General features: G+C 63.9%; 20 protein-coding genes. 11 read left to right on the forward strand and 9 right to left on the reverse strand.

The window, feature by feature from the left end:
* Positions 1–16: 16 nt before the first annotated feature.
* Both IF809_RS10065 and surE read left to right on the forward strand, forming a co-directional pair.
* On the forward strand, positions 17–379 hold the full coding sequence (locus tag IF809_RS10065; protein WP_462837488.1) for a hypothetical protein: 363 nt from the start codon (positions 17–19) through the stop codon (positions 377–379).
* Between the two features lie 134 nt (positions 380–513).
* Complete coding sequence (surE, locus tag IF809_RS10070; RefSeq protein ID WP_453978779.1) at positions 514–1,281, forward strand: 5'/3'-nucleotidase SurE; 768 nt, start codon at positions 514–516, stop codon at positions 1,279–1,281.
* Between the two features lie 3 nt (positions 1,282–1,284).
* Here surE and IF809_RS10075 read toward each other — a convergent pair whose 3' ends face one another.
* A complete protein-coding gene (locus tag IF809_RS10075) occupies positions 1,285–1,656 on the reverse strand; it encodes a response regulator (RefSeq protein WP_128966405.1) in 372 nt (123 codons plus the stop codon).
* Positions 1,657–1,863: 207 nt separating this feature from the next.
* Here IF809_RS10075 and IF809_RS10080 point away from each other — a divergent pair, with 207 nt between their 5' ends.
* Entirely contained in the window at positions 1,864–2,514 is a 651-nt protein-coding gene (locus IF809_RS10080) for a protein-L-isoaspartate(D-aspartate) O-methyltransferase (protein ID WP_453978780.1), read from the forward strand.
* A gap of 109 nt (positions 2,515–2,623) precedes the next feature.
* A complete protein-coding gene (locus tag IF809_RS10085) occupies positions 2,624–3,988 on the forward strand; it encodes a peptidoglycan DD-metalloendopeptidase family protein (RefSeq protein WP_453978781.1) in 1,365 nt (454 codons plus the stop codon).
* Positions 3,989–4,082: 94 nt separating this feature from the next.
* Here the strand turns inward: IF809_RS10085 and IF809_RS10090 are convergent, their stop codons facing one another.
* Positions 4,083–5,087: an ATP-binding protein gene (locus tag IF809_RS10090; protein ID WP_462837489.1), complete on the reverse strand. Its 1,005-nt coding sequence runs from the start codon at positions 5,085–5,087 to the stop codon at positions 4,083–4,085.
* Positions 5,088–5,266: 179 nt separating this feature from the next.
* Between IF809_RS10090 and yajC the strand changes: the two genes are divergently transcribed.
* Genes yajC through IF809_RS10120 form a run of 6 tightly spaced genes read left to right on the forward strand, consistent with a single transcriptional unit; the run spans position 5,267 to position 10,919 of the window.
* Positions 5,267–5,635, forward strand: coding sequence for a preprotein translocase subunit YajC (gene yajC / locus IF809_RS10095; RefSeq protein ID WP_092229337.1), 369 nt, complete (start codon positions 5,267–5,269; stop codon positions 5,633–5,635).
* A 49-nt stretch (positions 5,636–5,684) separates the two neighbouring features.
* Positions 5,685–7,283 (forward strand): protein translocase subunit SecD, encoded by a 1,599-nt coding sequence (secD, locus tag IF809_RS10100; protein ID WP_453978783.1) that lies wholly within the window; start codon positions 5,685–5,687, stop codon positions 7,281–7,283.
* Positions 7,284–7,299: 16 nt separating this feature from the next.
* Positions 7,300–8,325, forward strand: a complete 1,026-nt coding sequence (secF, locus tag IF809_RS10105) for a protein translocase subunit SecF (protein WP_128966400.1) — start codon at positions 7,300–7,302, stop codon at positions 8,323–8,325.
* 60 nt (positions 8,326–8,385) lie between these two features.
* A complete protein-coding gene (locus IF809_RS10110) occupies positions 8,386–8,769 on the forward strand; it encodes an Mth938-like domain-containing protein (protein ID WP_453978784.1) in 384 nt (127 codons plus the stop codon).
* On the forward strand, positions 8,766–9,629 hold the full coding sequence (locus IF809_RS10115; protein ID WP_453978785.1) for a phytoene/squalene synthase family protein: 864 nt from the start codon (positions 8,766–8,768) through the stop codon (positions 9,627–9,629). Before IF809_RS10110 ends, IF809_RS10115 begins: the two co-directional genes overlap by 4 nt.
* A 45-nt stretch (positions 9,630–9,674) precedes the next feature.
* Positions 9,675–10,919 (forward strand): threonine ammonia-lyase, encoded by a 1,245-nt coding sequence (locus IF809_RS10120; RefSeq protein WP_462837490.1) that lies wholly within the window; start codon positions 9,675–9,677, stop codon positions 10,917–10,919.
* Between the two features lie 7 nt (positions 10,920–10,926).
* Here IF809_RS10120 and IF809_RS10125 read toward each other — a convergent pair whose 3' ends face one another.
* The 5 genes from IF809_RS10125 to IF809_RS10145 all read right to left on the reverse strand — a co-directional run bounded on the left by IF809_RS10125 (position 10,927) and on the right by IF809_RS10145 (position 15,647).
* On the reverse strand, positions 10,927–12,105 hold the full coding sequence (locus IF809_RS10125; RefSeq protein ID WP_453990785.1) for an aminotransferase class V-fold PLP-dependent enzyme: 1,179 nt from the start codon (positions 12,103–12,105) through the stop codon (positions 10,927–10,929).
* A 78-nt stretch (positions 12,106–12,183) separates the two neighbouring features.
* Positions 12,184–12,765, reverse strand: a complete 582-nt coding sequence (locus tag IF809_RS10130) for a CAP domain-containing protein (RefSeq protein ID WP_453978788.1) — start codon at positions 12,763–12,765, stop codon at positions 12,184–12,186.
* Positions 12,766–12,838: 73 nt separating this feature from the next.
* Positions 12,839–13,933 carry a serine/threonine protein kinase gene (locus tag IF809_RS10135; RefSeq protein ID WP_453978789.1) on the reverse strand — a complete coding sequence of 365 codons (1,095 nt, stop codon included), beginning with the start codon at positions 13,931–13,933 and terminating at the stop codon, positions 12,839–12,841.
* Positions 13,934–13,940: 7 nt separating this feature from the next.
* Entirely contained in the window at positions 13,941–15,368 is a 1,428-nt protein-coding gene (trmFO, locus tag IF809_RS10140) for a methylenetetrahydrofolate--tRNA-(uracil(54)-C(5))-methyltransferase (FADH(2)-oxidizing) TrmFO (RefSeq protein ID WP_462837491.1), read from the reverse strand.
* A 126-nt stretch (positions 15,369–15,494) separates the two neighbouring features.
* A complete protein-coding gene (locus tag IF809_RS10145) occupies positions 15,495–15,647 on the reverse strand; it encodes a DUF1127 domain-containing protein (RefSeq protein WP_007590701.1) in 153 nt (50 codons plus the stop codon).
* 634 nt (positions 15,648–16,281) lie between these two features.
* Between IF809_RS10145 and IF809_RS10150 the strand changes: the two genes are divergently transcribed.
* Complete coding sequence (locus tag IF809_RS10150; RefSeq protein ID WP_453997667.1) at positions 16,282–16,608, forward strand: hypothetical protein; 327 nt, start codon at positions 16,282–16,284, stop codon at positions 16,606–16,608.
* A 75-nt stretch (positions 16,609–16,683) separates the two neighbouring features.
* On the opposite strand, the gene IF809_RS10155 is transcribed toward IF809_RS10150, so the two are convergent.
* On the reverse strand, positions 16,684–17,508 hold the full coding sequence (locus IF809_RS10155) for a lytic murein transglycosylase (protein WP_453978791.1): 825 nt from the start codon (positions 17,506–17,508) through the stop codon (positions 16,684–16,686).
* 138 nt (positions 17,509–17,646) lie between these two features.
* The gene (locus IF809_RS10160) at positions 17,647–18,549 is read right to left on the reverse strand and encodes a DUF2189 domain-containing protein (RefSeq protein ID WP_453978792.1); all 903 of its coding nucleotides are present in this window, start codon (positions 18,547–18,549) and stop codon (positions 17,647–17,649) included.
* Between the last annotated feature and the right edge of the window lie 312 nt (positions 18,550–18,861).

The following is an 18,861-nucleotide window of genomic DNA, read 5'->3' on the forward strand; positions in this document are numbered from 1 at the left end:
ACTCTGACCTCTGTTCATGGCCTTGCACCGCGACATCTTCTGGATTGGCAGACAATGGGCGGTGACGGGTGCCGGGATCCAGGCCGTGGATCAGCGCCTGCGTGGCGTGCTGGACATCGAGGTCGCCCGACTCTGGGACGATGATCTCGTGGGGAGTCGGCGGGCGAAGCCGGGTGTGAATGCCGCGGATTTCGACAAGGCGCTTGCGGTAGCGCGGGAACGCTTTCCGCAAGCATCCGCGCTGGACCCGATGATTGCTCCTCTAGAGGCGCTCGGAGTGGTCGACATATCCGCCGTCAGCTCCGTCGTGCCGGAGATGAAGCTGTATGCGGAGGGGCGGCTCGCGCGATTCCTGCCGCAATGGCGTATCCGCCGCTAAGGCGGAATGGGCTAGATTGTTGCGTTGCGGCAATCGGCGGGGATTGCGGGTGAGATCTGCGTCAAAGCCGGTTTGCCTGATCGGTCCCAGCCGGATAAGACCGCCTGACCTCCTTTCAGGAATTGACCACCGGCATGCGCATTCTCTGCACCAATGATGACGGCATCCACGCTCCCGGCCTCAAGGTCGTTGAGGAGATCGCACGCGCTCTGTCCGACGATGTGTGGGTGGTGGCGCCCGAGCTCGATCAGTCCGGCGTGTCTCATTCGCTGTCGCTGAACGATCCGCTGCGACTGCGCGAAGTTGGCCCGCGGCACTTTGCGGTGCGCGGCACGCCGACCGACTGCGTCATCATGGGCGCGCGCCACATCCTCGGTGCCGAGCTGCCCAACGTCGTGCTCTCCGGCGTCAACAAGGGCCGCAACGTTGCTGAGGACGTGGTCTATTCCGGCACCATCGCCGGCGCGCTCGAAGGCACCATTCTGGGGATCCCGTCATTCGCGCTGTCTCAGGAATTCAGCGTCGAGACCCGCGAGCGGCCACCGTGGGACACCGCGCGCAAGTTCGGCCCCGACATCCTGCGCAAGGTGATCAAGGCCGGGATCCCGAAGGATACCGTCATCAACGTCAACTTCCCGTCCTGCGCGCCGGAGGACGTGCTCGGCATTCGCGTGACCCGACAGGGCAAGCGCAATCTCGGTTTCTTGCGGATCGACGAACGCAGGGACGGCCGCAACAATCCCTATTTCTGGATCGGCTTCGAGCGCGCGGCGATGATGGACACGCCGGCGGACGGCACCGATCTCGCAGCGTTGCGCGAGCGCTACGTCTCGGTCACGCCGCTCCGGCTCGACCGCACCAATGAAGCGTTTTCCGAAGAGCTGAGCGCGACGCTCAAGTAGAGGCTAATCGTTGCGAAGCGCGGCTTCGATGGTCTTGCCGAGCGCGTCGAGCTGAAACGGCTTCTGAAGGGCGGGCCGATCGCGATATTGCTCGGGCAGGCCCGACGAGCCGTAGCCGGTTGCGAAGATAAAGGGGCAGCCCTTGGCCTTGATGACGTCGGCGACCGGGGAAATGACCTTCCCGTTGACGTTGACGTCGAGAATGGCGATGTCGAACTCCGTGGCCTGGGCGAGCCGCATTGCCTCGGAAATGTCTCCCGCTTCGGCCGCGACCTTGTAGCCAAGCTCCTCCAGCATATCCGCAACCATCATGCGGATCATCACCTCGTCCTCGACGAGGAATACAGAGCGGCCGGAAAGCCCTGTCGCGGTCATTGTCGTTGAGTCCTTGCCCATTTGCGAAAACGTTCGCAGATAACACGAATCGAAGCAATGCGCGTTTCGGCCAACCGACACTTGAAAAGGCCGCGGTGGCCCCTCCGCTGCAAGCCAATTTGTGGTCAAATGCCAAGGTCATAAGGCTATCATGGGTTCCTGAACGGGAACAAGCTTCCGGTTCCGGACGAGACAACATAAGCAGCGATGACCTCCAACCAGCCTCCGCCGGAAAAGATGATGTTTCAGCTCACGCTGAGGCGTCGCGGCATCAGTGACCAGACCGTGTTGCGGACCATGGAGGAGGTGCCGCGTGAGCTGTTCGTCGAGGCCTCTGATCGGGATGGCGCCTATCGTGACAGCGCACTGCCGATCGCCTGCGGGCAGACGATCAGTCAGCCCTTCGTCGTCGCCTATATGACCGAGCAGCTCCAGCTCCAGAAGCAACACCGCGTGCTCGAGATCGGCACCGGCTCCGGCTATCAGGCCGCCGTGCTGTCGCGCCTGGCGGGGCAGGTGTTGACGGTCGAGCGCTATCGCAAGCTGGCTGACGACGCGCGCGCCAGGCTTGAAAAGCTGAATTGTTACAATGTCGAGGTGATGCTCGGCGACGGTCTCAATTTGCCGTCGAATATCGGTCCGTTCGACCGCATCATCGTTACCGCCGCGGTTGAGCAGATTCCGGAGAACCTGATCGAGCGGCTCGACATCGGCGGCATCTTGATCGCGCCGGTCGGCCCTCATCAGGGCGTGCAGACGCTGACGCGCCTCAGCCGGACCGAATCCGGCATCGAACGCAAGGAACTCGTCGAGGTCCGCTTCGTGCCGGCGCTGCCCGGAGTGGCGCGTGAGCTGTAGAATTCCGGATTGGTTGCACATCCAACATCTTATTGGGAGGGTTAAGCCGTTATTTACTCGACGCGTGTTTACTTAAAACACCAGTTCTGTTGCGTACGAGTGAGTAACCATGTCTGTTGTCGCCGAGTTGCTTTACTCGCGCCGCGTACCGCAGGTCGCGGTGCTGGCGCTGATTTCCTTCAGCTTCGCAGGGTGCAGTGCCGACATGTCGTCGCGGCTGTCCCAGTCGAACTTCTCCAATCCCTTCTCTGAATCGACCGGTTCGGTGCAGCAGGCTCCGCCGCCGCAGCGTGAGCTGCCGCAGTATGCGCGGCCGCAGACCCAGCCCGGCTATTACCAATCCCAGCCCTTGCCGCCAGCGGTTGCCGCACCGCAATCCTATCCCGTCGCCGCGGGTGGGGGCGTCTCGGGAGGCGGGCGTGGCCTCGGCTCCTACACGCCGCCGGCCCAGCCGCATCTTGAGGCCACCGGCACCGTGCCGCCGCGTTCGGTTGCGGCAGCCCAACCGGCCGGGGGGACCAAGATCATCGTTGGCACCAGCGACACGCTCGACGTGCTCGCCAAGCGCTATCACGTCACGCCGCAGGCGATCATGGCCGCCAACGGTTACAAAGGCCCGCGTGCGCTGTCGCCTGGCCAACAACTGATCATCCCGCATCCGGGTGCACCTGCTGCAGTCGCCGCTGCCCCCGCAGTGGCGCCGAAGGCGGTTGCTGCGGCAGCCGCACCGTCGAGCTTCCACTTCGTCAATCACGGCGACACGCTCGCCAGCATCGCGCGGAAGAACCATATCTCCGCGGCCGAGCTCGCCCGCGCCAATGGTCTCGAGCCGTCGGCGAAGCTCAGGCTCGGTACCAAGCTGACCGTGCCGGGCGCCAAGACCGCGGCGGTTGCGGCTCCGCTTGCTCCGGCGCCCGTCACGGCGGCTCCCGTGGCGGCCGCGCTACAGCCGGTTGCGGCAACTCCAGTCCCTGCCACCAAGGTGGCTGCCGTCGCCGGGCCTGCGCAGAGCGCGCGCCTGGCCCAGGCAACCACCAATATCGAAGAGAAGCCAGCCGAGACGCCGGCGAAGGCGGCAGAGACCACAAGCTCGCTGCCGACCTTCCGCTGGCCGGTGCGCGGCAAGGTGATCACGAGCTACGGCGCCAAGACCAACGGCAAGTCCAATGACGGCATCAACGTCGCGGTGCCCGAGGGGACGCCGATCAAGGCGGCGGAAGACGGTGTCGTTGCCTATTCCGGCAACGAGCTGAAGGGTTACGGCAATCTGGTCCTGGTTCGGCACTCCAACGGCTACGTCACCGCATATGCCCATGCGAGTGAGCTGCTGGTGAAACGCGGCGATTCGATCAAGCGCGGTCAGGTCATTGCCAAGTCGGGTCAATCCGGGGAGGTGGCGTCGCCGCAGCTCCACTTCGAGATCCGTAAGGGATCGAGCCCGGTTGACCCGCTTCAATTCCTGAATGGGGCTTGAGGTCGACGTCGGGCCCCCGTTCTCTCTTCGTAACAACGCAGTTGTCGCCCGCGAAAGCGGGCGATATTCGTTGTTTGCTGAGTTGCAGCTTCGGCTATTTCGCCGTCAGCTTCACACCTAGCCGGCCCGCCAGCTCCTGCACGAATTGCCAGGCCACACGGCCCGAGCGCGAGCCACGCGTGGTCGACCATTCCAGGGCCTCGCGCTCCAGCGCCTCGTCGTCCATCTTGATGCCGAAATGGCCGCAATAGCCGCGCACCATGGCGAGATATTCGTCCTGGCTGCAACGGTGGAAGCCGAGCCAGAGGCCGAAGCGATCCGACAGCGAGACCTTTTCCTCGACGGCTTCGCCGGGATTGATCGCGGTCGAGCGTTCGTTCTCGATCATGTCGCGCGCCAGCAGATGGCGGCGGTTGGAGGTGGCATAGAGGATGACGTTCTCGGGCCGGCCCTCGATGCCGCCCTCGAGCACGGCCTTGAGCGACTTGTAGGACGCGTCGTTGCCGTCGAAGGAGAGGTCGTCGATGAATACGATGAAGCGGAAGCTCGAATCGCGAAGCTTCTCCATCAGCATCGGCAGCGTTTCGATGTCCTCGCGATGTATCTCGATCAGCTTCAGTCTGTCGGCGGGTTTGCGGTCGGCGTTGATGCTGGCATGGGCTGCCTTCACCAGGGATGATTTGCCCATGCCGCGCGCGCCCCAGAGCAGGGCGTTGTTGGCGGGCAGGCCGCTTGCGAAGCGCTCGGTGTTCTCCATCAGGATGTCGCGCATCCGGTCGACGCCCTTCAACAGGAACAGCTCGACGCGGCTGACCCGTGGCACCGCTGCGAGGCGGCCGTCCGGATGCCAGACATAGGCGTCCGCCCGCTCGAACGACTCGCGTTCGACGGCCGGTTTGCCCTGGGCTGCGAGATGCGCCGCGATGGTCTCCAGTGCGCGGACGAGGCGCTCCTGAGACAGGTCGGGAGCCGCCTTGAGGGGAGCCTTTGAGACCGCCTTTTGGGCGGGCTTGGGGCGTTTTGCCGCGACCTGGGCGGACTTCCTGGCAGGGGTACCGGGGCCTTTGCCGGCCGGGCTTTTGCTAAGGTTTTTGGGCATGTCCGAAGTTCCTGAGAATGCAGCCTTATCGGGCCTGATGGCGCGCCGCAAGGTGGCCAAAAGGGCGGTCTGGCAGCGTTGCAATTGGGGCGGTGGTCGCTATAGTCCGCGCGAATTTGACCGAACCGGTCGCCGTCAAGGCCTGACCGGCTTCCCCCGTTTCCACGAGGATCGTCCGAATGCTGATTACCCCTGCGTATGCCCAGGCCGCGGGCGCCGGCGACACCAACAGCATGTTGATGTCGCTGCTGCCGTTCGCCCTGATCTTCGTGATCATGTACTTCCTGATTCTGCGCCCGCAGCAGAAGAAGGTGAAGGACCACGCCGAGCTCGTGAAGAACATCCGCCGCGGCGACACGGTCGTGACCTCGGGCGGCCTGGTTGGCAAGGTCACCAAGGTGGTCGACGACGACCAGATCGAGTTCGAGATCTCCGACGGTGTGCGCGTGCGCCAGATGCGGTCGATGATCTCGGGCGTGCGCGCCAAGGGCGAGCCGGCCAAGGACAGCGCGAAGGAAAGCGCCAAGGACGACGCCGCGGCGAAGTGAGCGCTTCTCCGCGAGTCTCTCGAATCTCCTGATCTGACAGGTCCAGTCGATGTTGTATTTCACGCGGTGGAAGGCGCTCGGGATTATCCTGACGGCGCTGATCGTGTGCCTCTGTGCGGTCCCGAACTTCTTCCCCGAGGCGCAGGTCAAGACTTGGCCCGCTTGGGCGCAGCGCCGGCTCGTGCTCGGCCTCGACTTGCAGGGCGGCTCGTCTCTGCAGCTTGAGGTCGACTCCAACTATGTGAAGAAGGAAAGACTCGACCAGATCCGCGACGACGTCCGCCGCGTGCTGCGTGAGGCCAGGATCGGTTACACAGGTATTGTAACGAAGGGCGATGCTGTCGAGGTGCGCATCAGGGACGCGGATGCCCAGCCGGCGCTCGCCAAGTTGCGTGAGCTGGCGCAGCCGATTGGCGGCCTTATGGGGTCCGGCGGCCAGCGCGACCTTGAAGTCGCCGATGCCGGTGGCGGATTGATCCGTCTCAGCATTCCCGAGGCGGCGATGGTCGAGCGTTTGCGCAAGACGATCGAGCAGTCGATCCAGATCGTCGAGAAGCGTGTCAATGAACTCGGTACCGTCGAGCCCATCATCCAGCGCCAGGGTAACGACCGTATCCTGGTGCAGGTGCCGGGTTTGCAGGACCCCACCCATTTGAAGGAGCTGTTGGGCAAGACCGCGAAGATGGAATTCCGCATGGTCGATCCCTCGGTGCCGCTGGACCAGGCGCAGCAGGGCGGATTGCCCCCGGACACCGAATTCCTGCCGGCCGCTACGCCGCCGCCGCCCGGCTATGTGGTCAAAAAGCAGGTGCTGGTTGCGGGCAGCGATCTGACTGACGCCCAGGCGACCTTCGACCAGCGCACCAATGAGCCTGTCGTCAGCTTCAAGTTCAATAGCTCGGGCTCCCGCAAGTTCGCGCAGGCCACGCAGGAGAATGTCGGGGTGCCCTTCGCGATCATCCTCGACAACAAGGTGATCTCCGCGCCGGTCATTCGCGAGCCGATCACCGGCGGTCAGGGCCAGATCTCCGGCAGCTTCACCGTGCAGTCGGCCAACGACCTCGCGATCCTCTTGCGCGCCGGCGCGCTGCCTGCGCCGCTCACGGTGGTCGAGGAACGCACCGTCGGTCCCGGGCTCGGCCAGGACTCGATCGAGAAGGGCGAGCTCGCCGCCTATGTCGGCTCGATCATGGTCGTCGTATTTATGCTGGTGACGTACCGGCTGTTCGGCGTGTTCGCCAATATCGCGGTGACCATCAACGTCGCGATGATTTTCGGCCTGTTATCGCTGCTCAGTGCCACGCTGACGCTCCCCGGCATCGCCGGCATCGTGCTCACCGTCGGCATCGCGGTCGACTCCAACGTGCTGATCTATGAGCGCATCCGCGAGGAGCTGCGCGGCGGGAGAAGCCCGATCTCGGCGATCGATGCAGGCTTCAAGCGGGCGCTTGCGACCATTCTCGATTCCAACATCACGACCTTCATTGCCGCCGCCGTCCTGTTCATGATCGGTACCGGACCGGTGCGCGGTTTCGCAGTCACGCTCGGCATCGGCATCATCACCACTGTGTTCACCGCCTTCACCATGACCCGACTGATCGTGGCCTGGTGGGTACAGTGGAAGCGGCCGAAAACTGTGCCGATTTGATCATTCGAGGCCGACTGTGACCACTACTCAAATCGTTCTCATTTCTCTCGGCGTCCTGATTGCAGTGCTGACCGTGGTCAGCGTGCTTGGCGTCCTGCCGTCGCTGCGCATCGTCCCGGACAATACGCATTTCGACTTCACGCGCTTCCGCCGCATCAGCTTTCCGATCTCGGCCGCGCTGTCGATCGTCGCCATCACCCTGTTCTTCACCCACGGCCTGAACTTCGGCATCGACTTCAAGGGTGGCACCTTGATGGAGGTGCGGGCCAAGTCGGGCACCGCCGATCTTGCGCAGATGCGCACGACCCTTGGAAGCCTCGGCCTCGGCGAAGTCCAGCTGCAGCAATTCGGCAGTGCCGCCGACGTGCTGCTACGTGTTGCCGAGCAGCCGGGCGGCGACAAGGCGCAGCAGGAAGCCGTGGACAAGGTTCGCGGTGCCCTCGGCGAGTCCGTGGAGTATCGCCGCGTCGAGGTGGTGGGCCCACGCGTCTCCGGCGAACTGCTGGGCTGGGGCATGGCCGGCCTGATGCTGGCGATCGTTGCGATCCTGGTCTACCTCTGGTTCCGGTTCGAATGGCAGTTCGCGCTCGGCGCCATGATCGCCAACGTGCACGACATCGTGCTGACCATCGGCTTCATGTCGATCAGCCAGGTCGATTTCGACCTGACCAGCATCGCGGCCCTTCTGACCATTCTGGGCTATTCGCTCAACGACACCGTTGTCATCTATGACCGCATCCGTGAAATGCTGCGGCGCTACAAGAAGATGCCGATGCCGCAGCTGCTCAACGAGTCCATCAACTCGACGCTGTCGCGCTCGATCATCACCCACTTGACGGTGACGCTTGCGTTGCTGGCGCTATTGCTGTTCGGCGGTCATGCCATCCACAGCTTCACGGCCGTCATGATGTTCGGCGTGGTGCTGGTCGGCACCTACACTTCGATCTTCATCGCGGCGCCAATCCTGATCTATCTCGGTGTCGGCGAGCATCGCGAAGATGCGAAGGAAGAGGCTACGCCGGCGAAGAAAAGCAAGGCATGATCCGAACCGCATGCCCTCGCAGGAGTTTGCGAGGGTAGCAGGCTCATTCGGATGGAGCTCATGGCCGGCAATCCCAACGCTCCCCATTTCCCGCGCTCGGCGCCGATCGAGGCCTATGGCAAAGGCGGCTTCGCGTTTGCCGGCATGTCGCACCGGGGCTCGCTGCTGTGTCTGCCCGATGCGATCTGGGCTTGGGATGTGACGGATCCGGCAAAGATCGATCGCTATTCCCTGGAGCGGGTTTTTGCGGCTGCCAACGGCATCGACACGCTGCTGGTCGGGACCGGAACTGACGTCTGGCTGCCGCCGCCCGAGTTGCGTCAGGCGCTCAAGGCGGTGAGGGTGGTGCTGGACACCATGCAGACCGGCCCCGCCGTGCGCACCTACAACATCATGATCGGCGAACGACGGCGCGTTGCGGCTGCGCTGATTGCCGTGCCATGAGCGGCGCTGCGACGCCGCCCGACGCCACGACATTCTGCGCTGACCTCGTGCGCAGCCACGACTTTCCGCGCTATGTCGCGACCCTGTTCGTCCCCGCTGCCGAGCGCCGCGCGCTGCTGGCGCTCTACGCCTTCAATGTCGAGATCGTCCGCGTCCGCGATCAGGTGAGCCAGCCCTTGCCGGGCGAGATTCGTTTTCAGTGGTGGACCGACCTGTTCTCAGGGCTCGTCCACGGCAGCGCCGAGGGCAATCCGGTGGCGGCAGAGCTTCTGCGCGCCATCCGCGATTTTGACCTGCCGGTCGAGCCGTTGTCGCTGCTGGTCGACGAGCATCAGTTCGATCTCTACAACGACCCGATGCCGACCATGGCGGCGCTGGAAGGCTATCTGGCCGCCACCTCTTCGGCGCTGTTCGCGCTCGCGGCGCGGATCATGGGTGATGCTTCGGATGCGGCCGAACACTTGGCGCGGCACACCGGGCTGGCGCAAGGCATCGCCCAGGTGATTGCCAACCTACCGCGGGACTCGTCCCACCGGCAGTTGTTCCTGCCGCAGCAGGTCTTGGCCAGCCATGGCTGCACCATGGAGGATGTGTTCGCGGGCAAGGAGACGCCCAATCTCCACGCCGTGCTGAACCAGCTTATCGCCGAAGCCCGGCAGCATCTGGCGACAGCCTTGTCGCTGCTGTCGCAGGTGCCGCCGTCCGTGCGGCCGGCGTTCCTGCCGTTGAGCCAGACGCGGGCTGATCTCGATCGGCTGTCGCATCGGGGGCGCAATCCCTTTGCACCGCAGCCGCCGTCGCGGCTGCGCACGCTGTGGACGCTGTGGCGGGCTTCACGATCGCGGGAATTTACCAAATAGCGGCTGGCTTATCGCCCGGGCCGCGCAAATGCTCTATGCTGTCCCATGGCTGAGATATCCCCAACCGCAATCCCCGATCTGAGCGGCCTTCCGGTCGCATCCGGTGACATTGATGCAGCCGCCGAGATCATCCGCGGTGCTGTTGTCGAGACGCCCTGTAGCTACAGCCGGACGCTGAGCAATATTTGCGGCTGTGACCTCTGGCTCAAATTCGAAAACCTCCAGTTTACATCCTCGTTCAAGGAGCGCGGGGCGTTGAACCGGCTCACCGCGCTGACTCCGGAGGAGCGCACGCGCGGCGTGATCGCCATGTCCGCGGGCAATCACGCGCAGGGCGTCGCCTATCATGCCAAGCGCCTCGGCATTCCCGCCACCATCGTGATGCCCGTGGGCACGCCGATGGTGAAAGTCGAGAACACCAGGCATCATGGAGCCGAGGTGATCGTGACAGGCGCAACGCTAGAGGAGGCGGCCGCGTTTGCGCTGAGTCATGGCGGATCTCGCGGCATGATCTTCGTCCATCCCTATGACGATCCGTTGGTCATTGCGGGACAGGGGACGGTCGGGCTGGAGATCCTCAAGGCGGTGCCGGAGCTCGATACGCTGGTGGTTCCGATCGGCGGCGGCGGCCTGATCAGCGGCATTGCCATTGCCGCGAAATCGATCAAGCCGTCGCTGCGGATCCTCGGCGTGGAGGCCTGGCTCTACCCCTCGATGTACAATGCCATCCATGGCGGCAATCTGCCGGCGCGTGGCGACACGCTCGCCGAAGGCATCGCTGTCAAATCCCCGGGCAAGATCACCACGGAAATCGTCCGCCGCCTCGTCGACGACATTGCGCTCGTCAACGAAGCCGAGCTTGAGCGCGCGGTTTCAACCTTGATCTCGATCGAGAAGACGGTGGTAGAGGGGGCGGGCGCCGCAGGTCTTGCGGCGATCATGTCCGATCCTTCGCGCTTTGCCGGCGAGAAGGTCGGTCTGGTCCTGAGCGGCGGCAACATCGACACCAGGCTGATCGCTTCGGTGCTGACACGCGAGCTCGCGCGCGAGGGGCGGCTGACGCAGCTCTCGCTCGACATTCCTGACAGACCCGGCCAGTTGGCTGCGCTCGCGGCGCTGCTGGCGGAAGCCGGCGCCAACATCATCGAGGTCTCGCATCAGCGGACCTTCTCGGACTTGCCGGCGAAGGCGACGTTGTTGCAGCTCGTCATCGAGACCCGCGACAGCGCCCATCTCGACGAGGTCATGGCCAAGCTCGGCGCGTCGGGATTGAGCGCGCGCTGCACCTGAAGCCGCGCTAACGCCGCGCCAGACCCGCGATATGGGCGATCAGCCGATCGATCTCGGCTTCCGTGTTGTAGTAGTGCGGCGACGCCCGCACGATTACCGGCAGCGCACGGACTTCGGCGTCGATCCGCGTGCTCGACGGATGTGATGCGCCAATGGTGATGCCGGCCGTAGCGGCGCCGCTGACGACCGTGTCGGCCTCGTAGCCAGCCACCGTGAAGCTGACGATCGCGCCTGGCGTGCGGCCGAGATCGCGAATGGTGACCCCACCGATAGCCGCAAGGCCAGTGCGAAGGCGACCCGCCAGCAGGCGACAGCGCTGCTCGATCGGGCCGAGTCCGATCGCGAGGGCATAGTCGACGGCGACGCCGAGCCCGAGCCGGGCCGCGTAATTGTTCTCCCAGGTCTCGAAGCGGCGGGCGTCATCGCGGAGCTGATAGCGGTCCCGCAAGACCCAGGGCGCCGCAAAATGGTCGATCATCGGCGGCTCGAGCTGCTGCAGCAGCGCCTTGCGGACGTAGAGGAAGCCGGTGCCGCGCGGACCCCTGAGGAATTTGCGGCCTGTGGCCGACAGCATGTCGCAGCCAATCGCTTCGACGTCGACCTGCATCTGGCCGACCGCCTGGCATGCGTCGAGCAGATAGGGAATGCCGCGTGCGCGGGCGATTTTGCCGACGGCAGCTGCGGGATTGACCAGCCCGCCATTGGTCGGAACCCAGGTGATGGCGATCAGCTTCACGCGGTCGTCGATCATCCGCTCGAGCGCGGCGACGTCGAGCTCGCCGCTGGCATCGCTCGGCACGATCTCGATGACCGCGCCTGTGCGCCTGGCGACCTGAAGGAACGCCACATAATTGGCGGCGTATTCCGCCTCGGCGGTCAGGATCCGGTCGCCGGGGAGAAACGGCAGAGCGTAGAAGGCCATTTGCCACGCAACTGTGGCGTTCTCGGTAAGCGCGATTTCTTCCGCCGCGGCGTTCAGCAGCCGCGCCACCGAGCCGTAGATCGCGTCAAGCCGATCGGACACACGATCGGCAGCGGCATAGCCTCCGATTTCGGCCTCCAGATCGATATGCTGCTTCACTGCGGCGACAACGGCCGTCGGCATGAGGGCCGCGCCGGCGTTGTGGAGATAGGCGAGCCCGGAGACGGCAGGCGTGTCGGCGCGGATTTGGTCGATATCGATCAAGTGCGCTTCTCCCTCTCGCGATCCCTGGGATGGATTAGACGCGCCGAACAAGGCGAGCAAGCGCCGAACAGTCTCACTCTAGATACAGAGGCCGAGCAGCTTGACGTGGCAATTGGCGGCTTTGGGCCTGCTGGCAGGCGTGACCTCGCGTTTCACGGCGACCACCGGCTCGCTGTCCTTCTTGCCTTTGCCCTTGCCCGGCTTCGGCTCGTAATCGCCGGCGATCACCATGGCCCAATAGGTGCGCTTGCCGCTGGCGTTCTTCGCGCTCGCGATGCCGACGCGCGAGGCATTGTGCAGCAGCAGGTTCTTGCGGTGCCCGGAGGAGTCGATCCACTGTCCCAGCGTCTTCTCGAAATTGTCGTAGCCGTAGGCAATGTTCTCGGCGGCGCGGCCCGCGCCTGACGGTGCGACGCGCTTGTTGAACGGGCCGAGCGCGTCGTGGCTGAGATCGTCCTTTGCCGCCATCGCGCGGGCTTGGTCCATCGCGATGCGATCGAGGGTTGCGTCGCGCACGACGCGACCCTCACCATGCTTGAGGCGGAAGCTCGAGATCTGTTCGGCTGGGGAGTCCGCGGCCATCACAGGCGAGGTTCCCAGCAGCAGGAGAGGCGCGATCAGCAAAGCCACCCGGCGCCCCATGGTCCCCCAGCGAGTCATTGATCCCCAAATCATGTGATTCCGGCTTCTCCACCGGCATTGTGGACGCTTCAAGGCGCAGCGTACCCGCGGCTTAACCGGTGGGCAGATCCGCCTCGAAGTTGAAGCGATCGCGCAGGTTCTTGCGTTGCTCAAGGATGTCCTTGAGGAAGGCGCGGTCCTGGTCGTTCTTCACCATCGGCTCGATCAGGTCGAGCTGGTTCATGGCGACCAGTTGCAGGATCTCGGTACGCGGCTTGCCGCTGGGATCGCGCGGCAAGGCGTGGACGACCTGGATGTGTTCCGGTGGCTTTGGGCCCTTGGCGGCGGTGAGCTCATTGCGAAGACGGCCTTCGAGGGCGGCCTGATCCGCTTCCACGAAGGCATAAAGTCCGACGCCCGAGCGGCGATCGGCAAAGGCAACGATGGCGGTATCGCGCACGGCGGGATTGTTGCGGATCAGCGCGGCCAGCACCGGCGCGTCGTTGACGAGGCGGCGGCCGCCACCCTCGCGGTCGGTGAAATTGAACAGGCCGCGGGTGATTGCCCGGTAGACCTTCTTGCCGGTGACAAGCCACAGGCTTGCGGCGAATGATTTCCGCGCCAGGATTTTTCGCTCGCGCGGAGTCAGCGCCTCGGGTGCGTAGGAGCGCTTGTGTTTGAGCAGATGCCGGAGGTCTTCGTAAGCGAGGATGCGATAAAGCCGGCCACGCCGGACGAAGCAGGCTGCGAGCTGGAAGTCGGTCACATAAGCCCGGCCATCGCGGCCGACCAACCAGTTCTGTTCCTTGGCGAGGTCGTTGTGGCAGATGCCGGCGCGACGCAACCGGCGGAGCGTCGCCTTGGCCGAGCGGAAGTAGGCGAGGTCGCCATGGGGCTTTGCGAGGTGCAGGGCAACGCCGTCGACGAAACCGCGCGCCAGCGCGCGATGTCCGGCCCACAGCAGCTCAGGGCCGACATTGAGACCCTTTGCAAGGGCGAGCGCGTGCTTCTCGCGTGCGAACAGATGGCGCGCCAACAGGAACGACCACCATGGCACCTCGTCGAGTCGGCGCAGTACCGCATCGACTTCGCCGCCATCCGTGCGGAAGCGGCCGCGCTCGACGGTCGAGAACACGTCGCGCTTGAGCAGCACGCCCTCGGTCCAGCGCGCCGAGAGCTCAGCAGCGTCGTCTTTCGGGAGATTCATCGGTATCTCACGCGGCTGCGGCTATGCGCAAATGATCGGCGATCCAGCGACCGAGATCGGCCAGCGCCAATGCGCTCATCGCCTGCTTCTTGGCCACTGTCTTCTCGTTACCACGCAGGCGCGTGCCGTCGGGCTTCTTCGTCGGTGGGCTTGCAAGCGGCGGGAATAGGCCGAAATTGATGTTCATCGGCTGGAACGAGCGCGTGCCCGGCTCGATGGTCTCGATATGGCCGCCTGTGATGTGGCCGAGCAAGGATCCGAGCGCCGTCGTGGCCGGCGGGCTCGCAAGCCGTTCGCCGCGCGCATCGGCCGCGGCATAGAGGCCGGCGATCAGGCCGACGCTGGCGGATTCCACATAACCTTCGCAGCCCGTCATCTGACCGGCAAAGCGCAGCCGTGGCTCCGCGCGCAGGCGCAGCTGGCTGTCGAGCAGTTTTGGCGAATTGAGGAAGGTGTTGCGATGCAGTCCGCCGAGACGAGCGAATTCGGCTTTCTCCAGCCCGGGAATGGTACGGAAGATGCGCTGCTGCTCGCCGTATTTCAGTTTCGTCTGGAAACCGACGATGTTGTAGAGCGTGCCGAGCTTGTTGTCCTGTCGGAGCTGCACGATCGCGTAGGCTTTCGTGGTGGGATCGTGCGGATTGGTGAGGCCAACCGGTTTCATCGGGCCGTGCCGCAGCGTCTCGGGACCGCGCTCGGCCATCACCTCGATCGGCAGGCAGCCGTCGAAATAGGGGGTGTTGGTTTCCCACTCCTTGAACTCGGTCTTCTCGCCTGACATCAGCGCGGCGACGAAGCCGTCATACTGCTCCTTGGTCATGGGGCAGTTGATGTAGTCGGCGCCGTTGCCGCCGGGACCGACCTTGTCGTAGCGCGACTGGAACCAAGCCACCGACATGTCGATGGACTCGCGGTGCACGATCGGCGCGATCGCGTCGAAGAAGGCAAGCGCGTTCTCGTCGGTGAGCTCGCGGATGGCATCGGCCAACGGCGCCGAGGTGAGGGGGCCGGTCGCAACGATCACGTTGCTCCAGTCGGCCGGTGGCAGGCCTTTGATCTCGCCGCGGGCGATCTCGATCAGGGGATGGTCGTTCAGCGCCTTGGTAACGGTGGCCGAGAAGCCGTCGCGGTCGACTGCGAGAGCGCCGCCTGCGGGCACCTGGTTGGCATCAGCGGCGCGCATAATCAGGGAGCCGAGGCGGCGCATCTCGGCGTGCAAGAGGCCGACGGCATTGTTGGCAGCGTCGTCCGACCGGAATGAATTGGAGCAGACGAGCTCGGCTAGCCCATCGGTGCGGTGCGCCTCGGTCATGCGGTCCGGCCGCATCTCGTGCAGCACCACGGGCACGCCAGATTTGGCGACCTGCCAGGCGGCTTCGGAACCGGCGAGGCCTGCGCCGATGACGTGTACGATATTGGATTGGAGTCCTGTCATGGGGCGGACAGGTAGCGCTTTTCGGCGGTCAGTGGAATCGTCGAGATCGAGTTTTCTGCCATCAGAAACGACAACGCCCGCACGAGGCGGGCGCTATCGGTTGGTCCGGTGAATGGCTGAACGATATCAGCCCTGATACTGACCGGCAGCAACGCGCGGGATGTCCGAGCGATCGAGGCCGATATCGGCCAGTTCGCGATCGCTGAGCTGGGACAGCTCGGCAACATTGCGCTGATAGTCCCGGAAGGCCTGGATCATGCGGATGAGCGAGAGCAGCATTGGTAGTCTCCTGTAGTTTGATTCAGCCCTAGCCGGGGCCTCATCGTTGAAATGAATATAGGTGAGAGTGGTGCACTGCGATAGTTCCGATGTTGCGATGCAGCTAGGCGCAGAACGCATGGCGGTGGTAAGGGAGCGTTAACCGGCTGGCGATCCTCGCCCATCATCACGCGATGAGAGGTGCAAGGTGCAATAAACCTCCGTGAAATCATTGGCTTAAGAGCCTTGGGATGCGGGCCCGAATGCGTTGGAAATAGATTACATTTACGTGAGTAAAAGGGGGGCCGGCCAACTTGTGGGTCTACGATCGGCATGCGTGATTCGCATGCATCGGCACCTCATAAAGTGAACTATTGTTCATTATATGATCGTCGCGATGCGCCGGTCGTCAGAGGCGGCGAGTCAGCGGGAACTCGGCAGCTCAAGGGGAAGTCGAGCGTCAGGACCGTCTCCTCTGAAAGTGGCTGGAGTGCTGCTGCCCCCTTGATGTGTTGCACACGTTGAGCGTGCATCGCGTAATTACGAAGTTGTAATGAAAAACAGAAATTTCGCATGCGGCTCTGCGCGACACGCAACATCACACAATTCTCGCGGGGAATTTATTGCGGCAAGTTGCCGCGTCGGCGGCAAAGTCATGTTGCGGATTCCGGCAATGTCGCCGGATCTGGCCCAAAAACAAAAGAAGGAAAGTAACATCATGACGAAGTTACTCGGGGTTATCGCAATTGCTGCCATCGCGTTCGCCGTCACGCCGGCTCAGGCCGCCAAACACGCCATGGGCGGTTGCAGCGCGGGCAATCTGGAGAAGACCGAGACCGCGATCGAGGCGATGCCAGACGGCGACGGCAAGGTAGCCGCCCAGAAGGAAATCGCTTCCGCCCAGGATTCGCTGCTCAACGGCAAAATGGGTGCGTGCGGCATGCACCTCAACAAGGCGATGCACGCCACCATGGGCAAGTAAACGGAGAGGCAAACGCAATCCAAGAGAGGGCCGGTCGCCGGGCGATCGGCCCTAGGCGTTTGATCTCCGCGCGTCTTAAGGGGCGTGCGCGAGCTGGGTGGCGAAATAGGCCACCGTCTTCGAATAAACCTCGCTCTTGTTCCACTGCTGCAGCACCGCGAAGTTCGGGCTACCAGGCTGCCAGTCCTTGCCCTTCTGCCAGCCGTAACCGGCGAGATAGTTGGCGGTGGAGGCGAGCACGTCGGGGGCGCTGTGCATCAAGTCGCGCTTGCCGTTGCCGTCGAAATCGACCGCATATTTCACCCAGGACGACGGCATGAACTGGGTTTGGCCGAGTTCGCCCGCCCAGGCGCCTTTCATCTCGGCCGGCGTTAGATCGCCGCGCTGGACGATGCGCAACGCATCCATCAGCTCACCACGAAACTGCTCGGCGCGCCGACAATCATAGGCCAGTGTCGCGAGCGAGCGGATCGTCGCGAACTTGCCGGTGTTGACGCCGAAATCGGTTTCGAGGCCCCAGATCGCAACCAGGATCTCGCCCGGAACTCCATAAGTCTGCTCGATGCGCGACAGCACCGATCCGTATTGTTTCATCATGTTGGAGCCGCGCGTCATCCGCGGCGGCACCATGCGGCCGGAAAATTCTTCAAAGGTCTGGTTGAAGACCTTTTGCGATTTGTCACGGTTGAGCACGCTCTGGTCCAAGGTGACGCCGGCAAGCCCGGCGGCAATGGCCTGTTGCGAGATCCCCTTGGCCGCAGCCTCGGTTTTGAAATCGGCGAGCCAAGCGTCGAAATTGCCCGAGCCGCAGGCGGCCGCAGCCAGTGCGGGCTCGACGGACACGATAGAGGCTGAAAGGGTGAGGGCTGCGAGAGCGAGACGAGAAATCGTCAGGGTCATCAGAGGTAATTGATTCCGTGAATGATATGACCGGCGGCGGAATGTCTGATGTAACAGCGGCCAAAGCAAGGCGTATGACGACGACCGATCCCGCCCGGGACTGGAGGGGATCGGCCTAAGCTTCGTCAAGCCAGCGCTCTATTGCCTATTCCGCCACGGGAACAGATTGGCGGGGAAATCCGCCGCCGGCTTGCGTGGACGCTGGGGCGGAGGCGGTACCGGCCGCGCCCCGGGCTCCGAAACGATGGCCTTGCGATACAGGTGCCAGGTGGCGTGACCGAGCAGGGGGATCACGACCGCGAGCCCGAGGAACGCGGGGATGGTGCCGAGCGCCAGCAGCACCGCGACTGTTAAGCCCCAGGCTGCCATCGGCACCGGGTTCTTGGCGACGACGCGAAGCGAGGTCACCATCGCCTCCAGCGCGCCGGCATGGCGGTCGAGCATCAGCGGGAACGATACGGCGCTGATGCAGAGCGCGGCGAGCGCGAACAGAAAGCCGGTGCCGCAGCCGACCACGATCAGCCACCAGCCCTGCGAAGTCGTCAGCACGCGCGTCGCGAAATCCGAGATTCCGGTCACGCCTTCGTACCCGAATGCCGCCACGTAGATCGCCTGCGCGGTCGCGACCCAGGTTACGAACAACGCGAGCAACAACACGCCGAGGCCGAGCATGGCTCCGAAGGAGGGCGAGCGCAGCACGTCCATGGCATCCCAGGCAGTGGCCTCTTCATAGCGCTCCCGGCGGCTCGAGAGCTCATAGAGGCCGAGCGCTGCGAACGGGCCGATCAGGGCGAAGCCCGCGGCGAGCGGAAACAGCAGCGGGAGGACCGAATAGCCCATCACCACGCGGGCGAGCACGAGGCCCAGCACTGGATAGATCACGCAGAGAATGATGGCGTGGCTCGGAACCGCCTTGAAATCCTCCCAGCCGCGCCTAAGCGCGTCGTGCAGGTCGGAGAGTTGGATCGTTCGGATCATCGGTCCAGCCGCATCTGAGGTCTGGCCCATCGTGGGGACATTGCCCTGATAGAGTGTGGCCATGGTTGGCTTGCTCCCTTGCCATGCAGCCGGATTGGGCGCCGACAACGGCGCAAGCGGCCGCCTTTTTCTGAGTTTCACGAGACCAACCAGACGCGAATTCCGGATGGCATCGCGAGCTGAACGCGAAGCGTACGCCTATTTCCGAGTCCTGTCCCTCACGCTTGGGTGAGATTCAATGCCGCAGCGCAACCTCAATGACGCATCCGGTCGTCATTTCGCCGCAGATAAGCTCATGCTGGTTGTGGGTCGCGCGATCAGCGCGGGCGCAATGCAGAAGCTTGATCTATAAGGGCCCAGTCAGGGCCTTCCAAC

The sequence above is a fragment of the Bradyrhizobium sp. UFLA06-24 genome, from assembly GCF_054967145.1.